This window comes from Arthrobacter sp. 05L45_2 (assembly GCF_056397525.1).
Genome location: NZ_JBFTNO010000098.1, coordinates 1 through 10,759 on the forward strand (window position 1 = coordinate 1; position 10,759 = coordinate 10,759).

At 63.8% G+C, this 10,759-nt stretch carries 10 protein-coding genes and 1 pseudogene; all 11 read right to left on the reverse strand.

The features are described 5' to 3' along the window. A pseudogene (locus AC1DHD_RS09305) lies at positions 1–101 on the reverse strand (F0F1 ATP synthase subunit epsilon); the annotation flags it as partial. Position 102: 1 nt separating this feature from the next. Then, a complete protein-coding gene (atpD, locus tag AC1DHD_RS09310; RefSeq protein ID WP_138768903.1) occupies positions 103–1,557 on the reverse strand; it encodes a F0F1 ATP synthase subunit beta in 1,455 nt (484 codons plus the stop codon). An 82-nt stretch (positions 1,558–1,639) separates the two neighbouring features. Continuing rightward, positions 1,640–2,533 (reverse strand): F0F1 ATP synthase subunit gamma, encoded by an 894-nt coding sequence (locus tag AC1DHD_RS09315; RefSeq protein ID WP_476879433.1) that lies wholly within the window; start codon positions 2,531–2,533, stop codon positions 1,640–1,642. Positions 2,534–2,609: 76 nt separating this feature from the next. Next, on the reverse strand, positions 2,610–4,247 hold the full coding sequence (atpA, locus tag AC1DHD_RS09320; RefSeq protein ID WP_476879439.1) for a F0F1 ATP synthase subunit alpha: 1,638 nt from the start codon (positions 4,245–4,247) through the stop codon (positions 2,610–2,612). Between the two features lie 87 nt (positions 4,248–4,334). Next, positions 4,335–5,159 (reverse strand): F0F1 ATP synthase subunit delta, encoded by an 825-nt coding sequence (locus AC1DHD_RS09325; protein ID WP_476879434.1) that lies wholly within the window; start codon positions 5,157–5,159, stop codon positions 4,335–4,337. Further along, entirely contained in the window at positions 5,159–5,707 is a 549-nt protein-coding gene (locus tag AC1DHD_RS09330) for a F0F1 ATP synthase subunit B (protein WP_476879435.1), read from the reverse strand. The genes AC1DHD_RS09325 and AC1DHD_RS09330 overlap by 1 nt, the downstream gene beginning before the upstream one ends. 53 nt (positions 5,708–5,760) lie before the next feature. Then, positions 5,761–5,979: an ATP synthase F0 subunit C gene (atpE, locus tag AC1DHD_RS09335; protein WP_003804776.1), complete on the reverse strand. Its 219-nt coding sequence runs from the start codon at positions 5,977–5,979 to the stop codon at positions 5,761–5,763. Positions 5,980–6,059: 80 nt separating this feature from the next. Then, a complete protein-coding gene (atpB, locus tag AC1DHD_RS09340) occupies positions 6,060–6,860 on the reverse strand; it encodes a F0F1 ATP synthase subunit A (RefSeq protein WP_476879436.1) in 801 nt (266 codons plus the stop codon). Positions 6,861–7,279: 419 nt separating this feature from the next. Beyond that, positions 7,280–7,765 carry a hypothetical protein gene (locus tag AC1DHD_RS09345; RefSeq protein ID WP_476879437.1) on the reverse strand — a complete coding sequence of 162 codons (486 nt, stop codon included), beginning with the start codon at positions 7,763–7,765 and terminating at the stop codon, positions 7,280–7,282. A gap of 79 nt (positions 7,766–7,844) precedes the next feature. Then, positions 7,845–8,867, reverse strand: a complete 1,023-nt coding sequence (locus tag AC1DHD_RS09350) for an MraY family glycosyltransferase (protein ID WP_476879440.1) — start codon at positions 8,865–8,867, stop codon at positions 7,845–7,847. Further along, complete coding sequence (locus AC1DHD_RS09355) at positions 8,867–10,735, reverse strand: polysaccharide biosynthesis protein (RefSeq protein WP_476879438.1); 1,869 nt, start codon at positions 10,733–10,735, stop codon at positions 8,867–8,869. Before AC1DHD_RS09355 ends, AC1DHD_RS09350 begins: the two co-directional genes overlap by 1 nt. Positions 10,736–10,759: the final 24 nt, after the last annotated feature.

Sequence of the window (10,759 nt, forward strand, 5' to 3'; positions counted from 1 at the left end):
ATTCCGATTTCACCATCGCTGGTGCGGGCCTTGACCATCTTGGCCGCTCCGGACCAGACGAACTGGTCCGCTGCGACAATCTCAACCTCAAGCTCAGCCATATTACTTGGTCTGCTCCTGGATCTTGGCCCACTGGCGCTCAACGTCATCCAGGCCGCCGACGTTGAAGAACGCCTGCTCTGCGATGTGGTCGAGGTCGCCGTCGCAGATGGCCGTGAAGCCTTCCACGGTGTCCTTGATGGACACGGTGGAGCCTTCGACGCCGGTGAACTGCTTCGCCGTGTAGGTGTTCTGCGAGAGGAACTGCTGGATGCGGCGTGCACGCGACACGACGATCTTGTCCTCTTCGGAGAGCTCATCGACACCGAGGATGGCGATGATGTCCTGGAGTTCCTTGTTCTTCTGCAGGATCTGCTTGACGCGGACGGCCGTGTTGTAGTGGTCGTGTCCGATGTACTGCGGATCCAGGATGCGGGAGGTCGACGTCAGCGGGTCAACGGCCGGGTACAGACCACGGGAAGCGATTTCACGGGACAGTTCCGTGGTCGCGTCGAGGTGTGCGAAGGTCGTGGCCGGGGCCGGGTCRGTGTAGTCATCTGCGGGAACGTAGATGGCCTGCATCGAGGTGATGGAGTGGCCCTTGGTGGACGTGATGCGCTCCTGGAGGAGGCCCATCTCGTCAGCCAGGTTGGGCTGGTAACCCACGGCGGACGGCATACGGCCGAGGAGGGTGGAAACCTCGGAACCTGCCTGGGTGAAGCGGAAGATGTTGTCGATGAAGAGCAGCACGTCCTGGTTCTGCACATCGCGGAAGTACTCCGCCATGGTCAGGGCGGACAGGGCCACGCGCAGACGCGTTCCCGGCGGCTCATCCATCTGGCCGAATACAAGAGCGGTGTCCTTGAGGACGCCGGCTTCTTCCATTTCAACCCAGAGGTCGTTGCCTTCACGGGTACGCTCGCCGACACCGGCGAACACCGAGGTGCCACCGAAGTTGCGGGCCACACGGGTGATCATTTCCTGGATCAGCACGGTCTTGCCGACGCCGGCGCCACCGAAGAGGCCGATCTTRCCACCCTTGATGTACGGGGTGAGGAGGTCGATCACCTTGATGCCGGTTTCCAGCATCTCGGTGGAGCCTTCGAGCGTCGCGAAGGCCGGAGCCTTGCGGTGGATCGGCCAGCGTTCGCTGATCTGCAGCTCGGACTCGGTCACGTCCAGGGGCTGGCCCAGGACGTTGAAGATGTGACCCTTGACGCCGTCGCCGACCGGCACGGAGATCGGGGCACCGGTGTCAACCACGTTGGTGCCGCGGACCAGGCCGTCGGTCGCCTGCAGGGAGATGGCGCGGATGAGGTTGTCGCCGAGGTGCAGCGCAACTTCAAAGGTGATGGTCTTGGTCTCACCGTTGAGAGTAATCTCCGTGGTGAGAGCGTTGTATATCGAGGGGATTGCGTCAGCCGGGAATTCGACGTCGACAACCGGGCCAATAACACGTGCAATACGGCCGGTGGCACCGGACGTTGCGGCTACGTGTTCGGTAGCAGTGGCAGTCATCTCTCTCACTTCACTCAGTAGATGGCGTGGGCGGTTAAGTTTGTTCTTTAGTGCAGGTAAAGCTGGGTCCTTGGCGGGCCGGCTAGGACGCGTTCAACGCGTCGGCGCCTGCCACGATTTCGGAAAGCTCCTGCGTAATTTCAGCCTGGCGGGCAGTGTTGCGCAGACGCGTGTACTTCTTGATGAGATCCGTCGCGTTGTCGCCGGCGGATTTCATTGCCCGCTGGCGGGCTGCGAGCTCCGAAGCTGCTGCCTGCAACATGGCGGCGAAGATACGTGACTCGATGTAGCGCGGCAGCAAGGCGTCGAGGACCTGCTCAGCTTCCGGCTCGAATTCGTACAGCGGCAGAAGCTCCGACTCGGAGGCAGCCTGCTCTTCGACGACCTCCAGCGGGAGCAGACGGATGACCGTCGGCTCCTGCGTCACCATGGACTTGAAGCGGGTGTAAACGACGTGGATCTCGTCGACGCCGCCCTCTTCGTAGGCGGTGGCGAAGTCTGCCAGCAGTGCTTCGCCGACTTCCCGCGCCGTCTCGAACTCGGGTGCGTCCGTGTTACCGGTCCACACGCGCTCATAGGGGCGGTTGCGGAAGTCGAAGTATGCCTGTGCCTTGCGGCCCATAACGTACGTCTTGACTTCCTTGCCTTCCTCATGGAGCAGCTCGGCGAGGCCTTCTGCCTGCTTGAGCACCGTGGCCGAGTAGGACCCCGCAAGGCCGCGGTCCGAGGTGATGACCAGGACGGCGGCGCGGCGGATCTGCTCCGGCTCGGTAACCAGCGGGTGGTCGATTTCGCTCTGGCTTGCGACAGCAGAAACGGCACGCGTGATCGCGTTTGCGTAAGGCAGTGAAGCCGCTACGCGTGCGCGGGCCTTGCCGATGCGCGAGGTAGCGATCAGTTCCATCGCCTTGAAGATCTTGCGCATCGACGTCGTCGAGCTGATCTTCTGGCGGTAGACCCGGATCTGGGCTCCCATACTTATCCTTTCCTAAGATCCCGGTGGCCGGGACTGCCGGAACCCGAGGGGGTTCCGGCAGTCCCTGCCAGCGAAACTAGCGCTTCTGCTTGACGATTTTTTCCTGGTCGACCGCGTCCTCATCGATGGGGGCGTACTCCTCGTGCCCCGCACCGACGAGGTAGCTGTCGCCCTCGCCGAAGAAGCCCTTCTTGAAGTCCACGATCGCGGTCTTCAGCGCCTCTGCCGTGTCATCGTCCATAACGTTGGTCTGAGCCAGCGTCGTGAGGATCGAGGACTTGTGCTTGAGGTGTTCCAGGAACTCGGTCTCGAAGCGGTTGATGTCTTCCACCGGAACGTCGTCGAGGTAACCGTTGGTGCCGGCCCAGATGGAGACGACCTGGTCCTCGACCGGGAACGGCGAGTACTGGCCCTGCTTGAGCAGTTCCATCAGGCGCGCACCACGGGTCAGCTGCTGGCGCGATGCGGCGTCGAGGTCCGACGCGAACATTGCGAAAGCCTGCATGTCGCGGTACTGCGCCAGTTCCAGCTTCAAGGTACCGGAGACCTTCTTCATGGACTTCACCTGCGCGGCGCCACCAACGCGGGACACGGAGACACCCACGTCGACGGCGGGACGCTGGTTGGCGTTGAAGAGGTCCGACTGCAGGAAGATCTGGCCGTCGGTGATGGAGATGACGTTGGTCGGGATGTAGGCGGAAACGTCGTTCGCCTTGGTCTCGATCAGCGGAAGGCCGGTCATCGAACCTGCACCCAGCTCGTCGGAGAGCTTGGCACAACGCTCCAGCAGGCGGGAGTGCAAGTAGAAGACGTCGCCCGGGTAGGCTTCGCGTCCCGGCGGGCGGCGCAGCAGCAGCGACACCGCACGGTAGGCCTCGGCCTGCTTGGAAAGGTCATCGAACACGATGAGGACGTGCTTGCCGCCGTACATCCAGTGCTGGCCGATGGCCGAGCCGGCGTACGGTGCCAGGTACTTGAAGCCGGCGGGGTCGGACGCGGGGGAAGCCACGATGGTCGTGTACTCCAGTGCGCCGTTGTCCTCGAGCGTCTGGCGGACAGCCGCGATGGTGGACGCCTTCTGGCCGATGGCCACGTAGATGCAGCGCACCTGCTTCTTCACATCGCCCGAAGCCCAGTTGGCCTTCTGGTTGATGATCGTGTCGATGGCGATTGCCGACTTGCCGGTCTGGCGGTCACCGATGATCAGCTGGCGCTGGCCGCGGCCGATCGGGATCATGGCGTCGATAGCCTTGAGGCCGGTCTGCATCGGTTCGTGGACCGACTTGCGCTGGGTCACGCCGGGCGCCTGGAGTTCCAGGGCTCGGGTGGYTTCGGCCTTGATCTCGCCRAGGTCGTCGATGGGCTGGCCCAGGGGGTCAACCACGCGGCCGAGGAAGGCGTCGCCGACCGGAACGGACAGAACCTGTCCGGTGCGGTGCACTTCCTGGCCTTCTTCGATGCCGGTGAAGTCACCGAGGACGATGACGCCGATCTCGCGGACGTCGAGGTTCTGGGCCAGGCCCAGAGTGCCGTCTTCAAAGCGAAGCAGCTCGTTCGCCATGACCGAGGGAAGGCCCTCAACACGGGCGATGCCGTCACCTGCGGTCGTTACACGGCCAACCTCTACGCGCTCTGCGTTTCCGGGTTCGTAGGACGCCGCGAACTCGTTCAACGCATTACGGACGTCGTCGGCGTTGATGGTCAATTCGGCCATCTGCAGTCCCTGCTCTCCTGTTTTCGTGATCATCGTTGCTCACGATGACCGGGGTTTCATGTCGGTAAGTTGTGCTTGTCCGGCTAACTAAGCAATCTGACGCTGGAGCTGGCCCAGGCGGGCGAGGACCGAAGCGTCAACCACTTCGTCGCCAATCTGGATCCGGAGGCCACCAATCAGTGCCGGGTCAACGTTCATGTTGATCTTGAGCTCGCGGCCGTACAGGGCATTGAGCCCTGCCTGCAGCCGACTGGTCTGGGTCTCCGTCAGCGGACGGGTGACGCTGACCGTGGCGATCCAGCGCTGCTGGCGCTTGGCCGCAAGCTCGGCAAAACGGCTGACGAGCTTGGTGGCCTTGAGGCCGCGGGGCTGCGACACTGCCTGTCCGATAAGGACCTTCGCTTCCTCGCTGGCACTGGGCACGAGCTTTTCGGCAAGGGCAACCTTGGCAGCCTGGCTCGCCTGCGGCTCGGACAGAGCACGCTGCACCTCGTGGCTGGAATCGACGGCCTGGTTGAAGGAGAACAGATCGTTCTCCAACGCTTCCAGTCCGCTGATTCCCGAGGCAGAGACGGCCGACTTGTTTTCAGCAACGGCAATTACCACCGAAGCGGCAAGAGTCTCGAGTGCATCGCCGATGTCACGAGCCGACGCCCAGCGCGAGGCGGCCAGTCCGCTGGCGATCTCCACAGCGTCAGCGGAAACTTTTCCGTTGAACAGCTGCGTGACCAGGGCGGACTTTTCGGCACCGCTGCGGGACGGGTCCGTCAGGGCGCGGCGCAAGCCGGCCGAGCTGTCCACCGTTCCCAGGATTCCGAAGAGTTCCTTAGCCAACTGCAGCGACGCGTTGGGAAGCTTGGCTTCCAACGCGACGAGTGCCGCGGTCAGCGATTCGCTCGATACACCTGCCATTACTTAGCTGCACCTGCGTTCTGGTTCTCCAGATCCGCCAGGAAGCGGTCAACCACCCGGGCCGAACGCGCATCATCGTTGAGCGATTCGCCCACGATGCGGCCAGCCAGCGTGGTTGCCAGCGTGCCGACCTCGGCGCGCAGCGACACGACGGCCGCCTGGCGCTCGGATTCGATCTGAGCGTGTGCCTGGGCAGTGATGCGGGCAGACTCAGCAGCTGCCTTCTCCTTCAGATCCGCGAGGATCTGGGCGCCTTCGGCACGGGCTTCCTCGCGAATGCGGTTGGCCTCGGTGCGGGCGTCGGTGAGCTGCTGCTTGTACTCTTCGAGTGCTGCAGAAGCTTCTGCCTGAGCCTTCTCGGCCTTGGCGATGCCGCCTTCAATCGCCTCGGCGCGCTCTGCGAAGTTCTTCTCGAACATCGGGACAACGTACTTCGTCACGATGAAGAGGAGAACAGCAAAGCCCAAGAAGACGACAATCATTTCCCAGATGTTGGGAACGAGGGGGTTGGAACCCTCGGTGGCGGCTGAGATGATCAGCTGCTTCATATTTCACCCGTCCTTATCTACTCGGTTCTGGATGTTCGCTGGGTTCTGAAGGTTTACTTGAGAACGAACGCGAAGACCAGGCCGAGGATGGCGAGGGCTTCAGTCAGCGCGAGGCCGAGGAATGCGATCGGCTGCAGGACGCGCTGGGCTTCCGGCTGACGTGCTACGCCGTTGATGTAAGCAGCGAACACGAGACCCACACCGATACCACCGCCGATGGCGGAGAGGCCGTAGCCGATGAGGTTGAGGGAGCCGTTGATGGAGCCTTCCATTTTTCTTCCTTTCAAGATGCCACCCGTGTGGCAGGTTGTTTGGGTTGCTTCATCCCCGTGAGGGGAAGTTTGTGGGTGCCTTAGTGGCTGTCGGCGTGGAGTGCGCCTTCGATGTAGATCGCGGTCAGCAGCGTGAAGACGTACGCCTGCAGCGCCATGATCAGCGCCTCCAGCATGTACATCGCCAGCGAGCCGGCCAGGACCAGTACGGAGGCGCCCTTGAGCAGGACGTTCTCCTGCATGACCAGGAACTCGATACCGGAACCGGCGATCATCACGATCAGGTGGCCTGCCAGCATGGTCGCGAATAGACGGAGGCTGTGCGTGACGGGCCGGACCAGGAAGTTGGAGATGATCTCGATCGGGATGACGATCGGGAGGATGTAGATGGGCACGCCGCTCGGCACGGTGGCCAGCTTGRAGTACTTCAGGCCGTTCTTCTTGAYGCCGATGGCRATCCAGGTGAYGTACACGATCGCKGCSAGCACATAGGCGCCGCCGACGTGCGAGAAGCTCGGGAGCTGAATCACGGGGATGGCGCCGTAGATGTTGTTCACCAGGATGAAGAAGAACAGGCTGAACAGCAGCGGGACGTACTTGATGAAGTCTTTGCCGCCGATGATGTCCTTCGCGATRCCGTTACGGACGAAGCCGTATGCGGCCTCGCCTGCGAACTGCAGTTTGCCGGGAACGAGCTGCTGCTTACGGGCAGCCAGCACAAAGAATGTAGCGATAATGACGACCGAGAGGATCACCAGCAGCATCTGCTTGGAGAATCCTTCGGCTGCACCCCAGGGCAGGATAGCCGGCAGGTGCAATTGTTCAATTCCAGGAGGAGTGAACTCTCCTGAATCTTGGGCCGGGAGCGCAAGCGCGATCAACGCGTTTCCTCTCTGCAGTGTCCATCATTGGGCGTTGGGCGGGGAGCGGCGACATTTGCGTCAGTCATTCCCCCTGTGAAATTTTTTGGCATTACTGTTCCGCGTCCTTGGACGGGCCGTTTGCAGCGCCGTCTCCGCCAGCCGAATTCCGGTGACTGGTGAGGCCGTGCATATGGGAAAGATAGAACCCACCCGCAGCTCCAAGCAGGGCGCCTGCGAGCACAATCCAGCGGGTTCCCCACAGATTATCCAGACCCCACCCTATCAAACTCCAGACGATGATTCCGCCAACAATGTAGCTGAAGACGGCTATTCCGGCGTTGTATCCGCCGTCGTTGCCGTCCGGCGACACACCGGGCGCTCCGCCTGTGGTTTTGGGGGTCCGGGGCCGGTCCGGGCTATCGCCTGCGGTTTTCCGGCTAGACATTGTTGCCGCCTTCCGGGGTTTCGGGATCGTTGTAAATCTGGAGCCGTGCTTTGCTGAAGCCGACGATCTCGGCTGCCTGCCAGGCCACCACGCTCACGACGGCGCCGATCAGGAACCAGCGTTCATGCAGCCACGCCGGCGCGCCGATCACAAAGAGCACCACGGCGAAGCCCACCACCTTCACGAAGTAGGTGGCGACGAACATTCCGATCGCTCCGGAGGGGTTGTTGCGGCCGACGAAGTGGCCGATCGCCAGGCTGATAGCGAAGAACGCCATCACCACGGCCCCGCCGAAGAGGCTCGAGAGGGCCCCGTAGCTTCCATTGAAAACAAGGGCCAGTCCGGCGGTTACCAGGAGGGCTGCTCCTGCTGCTGCCGAGCTGAGGGCCAGCAGCCGCAGCCAAAGGGACGTGGTGGGTCCGGAGCCGCCAACTGAACCGTTGCCGGACGTGCGTCCGGGGCCGGCGTTGGAGGTCATGGGATCCCAATCGTCGCAGGGGGTAAGGGCAAGGCGCGGCGAGAGGCCGCCCCTGAATTCTACACGAGATAGAACAGGGCTAGGCCACCGGCATCCGGGTCACCTTGGGCCGGTGCCGGAACCGGCGGATCAGATCGGGCGAGGCGAGGTACAGCACCAGCACCGCCAGGCTGCCGGCCACGCACAGGGCCACCACCGGCAGGGTTGCCGTGGCGGCGGTGAAGCCCAGGACAATGACGGCGACGGTGCAGGCCGTAACCATGGCAGCGGACTGCAGGTGGGAGAACCCGACGTCGGTCAGGCGCTGGTAGACGTGTTCGCGGTGCGAGGCGTACCAGCGCTCCCCCGCCTTGATCCGCCGCAGCAGGGTGTAGCCGGTGTCCGCGGCGTAGACCAGGATCGGCGAGAGGACGTATTCGACGTAGACGCCGCTGAGGAAGCCGGCCACGGCCAGGGCGGCGATCGAGGCACCCAGCAGGTAGCTGCCGACGTCGCCCAGGAAGACCGATCCGCGGCCCAGGTTCCAGGGCAGGAAGCCCAGGAACGCCATGGCCAGCACCGCGCCACCGGCTGTCAGCCAGGGCTGGTCGGAGAACAGGCCCGCGGCCGCGTACGCGGAGCCGGCGGTCACCCCGTGCAGGCCGGAGATGCCGTTGATGCCGTCCATGAAGTTCGCGATGTTGATGTAGGCCGCCACCGCCACGGCCGCCAGGGGCAGCCACCAGAAGGTCTGGCCGGTCAGTACGATCAGCGCCGCCGAACCGGCAGCGCCGATGCCCAGCTGGGCGGCCGCACGCCCTTGGATGGAGAGGCCCCGCAGGTCCTCGATCCAGCCCACTGCCGCACTCGCGGCGATAATGGCCAGCACGACGGCGAAGAGGGACCTGTCCCCCGTGACAAGTCCGAGGAGGACGGCGGCCAGGTACCCGATCGCGGTGGCCAGCATGGCGGCCATGCCCATTCCGCGGATGGTGGCCTTGTGGTGCGAGGACCGGGCGGAGGGGACATCGACCACGCCCAGCCGGACCAGCCACGGCTTGACCGCGAACGGCAGCAGCAGGCTCGCCAGCAGGGTAATGCCGGCCACCAGGACCAGCGGCATCACGATGCCACCCGGACGGCGCCGGCTTCGTCGGCCTCGTCATCGGGAATATCGGAGATGTTGGCGCCCTGTTCTGCCTCACAGCGCGCCAGCCAGACGTTGAGGTCCAGTTTTTCGGGGTCCTGCTGCGTGGCCCGGGTGTGGGAGATCTTGGGGTGCAGGGGCCGCTGGTCGAGTTCGCCCGTACCGACGAGTTCCTCGTGCAACTTCTCCCCCGGCCGCAGTCCGGTGTAGATGATTTCGACCTTCTTGCCGGACATGGCGATCATCCGTTGTGCCACGTCGAGGATCTTCACGGGCTCGCCCATGTCGAGGATCATAACCTCGCCGCCGGAACCGATGGCTCCGGCCTGGATGACCAGCTGGCACGCTTCGGGAATGGTCATAAAGAAGCGGGTGACCTCCGGGTCGGTGACTGTGACCGGTCCGCCCACCCGGATCTGTTCGGTAAAGAGCGGCAGCATGGAGCCGCGGCTGCCCATCACGTTGCCGAAGCGGACCGAGACAAAACGGCTAGCCGTCTGGCCGGCCATCCAGGCCGTGAGCTTTTCAGCGACGCGCTTGGAGTGGCCGAGGGCGGTGGTGGGGTTGGCCGCCTTGTCCGTGGAGATGTTCACGAAGTGGGTGACCCCGGCGCGCTGGGCGGCGCGCAGCACATTCAGGGTGCCRCAGACGTTGGTCTTCCAGGCCTCCACCGGGTACTGCTGGAGGAGTGGGGCGTGTTTGAGTGCCGCGGCGTGGAACACCACTTCGGGACGGCGGTCCTCGAAGATGTCCAGCAGGGCTTCGCCGTCGCGGATGTTTGCCAGGACAGTGTCGCGTCCGGCCAGCAGGCCCCGGCCGGTGATGGAAATCTGGGTCTGCTGCAGGCCGGTCTCGTCGTGGTCCAGCATGATCAGTTCCGCGGGCGAGAACTGCACGATCTGACGGCAGAGCTCGGAGCCGATCGAGCCGCCGGCGCCTGTTACCAGCACCCGTTTGCCCTTGATGTAGCCGGCGATTTCTTCGACCTTGATGTCCACCGGCCGGCGGCCGATCAGGTCCTCAACGGCGACGTCGCGGAAATCCGAGAACCCCTCGGGGGCACCGCCGCCGAGCATGTCACGCAGCGGGGGAAGTACCAGAACGCGGATATTCAGCCCCGCAACGGCGTCGGAGATGCGGCGGACGACGGCGGCCTCGACGTTGGCGAAGGCCAGGACCAGCACCCGTGCCCGGGTCCGGCGGATGATCGAGGGAAGGTCCTCTCCCCTGCCCTGGACCTGCACGCCGGAAAGCCGGAGGTGCTTCTTGGTCGGATCATCGTCGATCAGGCCAACCGGGAAGTAGGGCGAATCCGGGTCCTGAAGCATCCGGGTGAGCAGCGAGTTGCCGAGGAACCCGGCGCCGTAGATCAGGGTGTTTTGGGCCTCGTCACCGGGCCGCGTCTTACCCTCGACGTAAAGCCGCTTGGCGTAGCGCGCGGCCCCCATAAAGAGGCAGGCGAAGGGGAACGCGATCAGGCCCACGCTGCGGCCGATGTTGATGGCGCCGTAAAGGACCAGGAGGGATGCGGTGATGGAGGCGGCCACAATGACCGTGACGAAGACCAGGGCGCGCGCTTCCTGGAAGCTGCCGAACGGATACCGGCCCCGGTAGAGGGCCAGGGCATAGCCGGCGACTACCTGGACGACGACGGCGATCCCCGCGATGAGGAAGGCGCCCGGGAACTGTTCCGCACGGATTCCCATTTCATAGCGCAGCAGCAGCGCCAAGACGATCGCCACGATCCAGGACATGGAGTCGAGGAACAGCTGGATCCAGATCCAGAGGGCGGGCTTGTCGTCCCGTGCTGCGGCAGGTTCGCGCGCTTCAGATTTGGTACTCACGAGAAATTGCAACCGACTTCCACT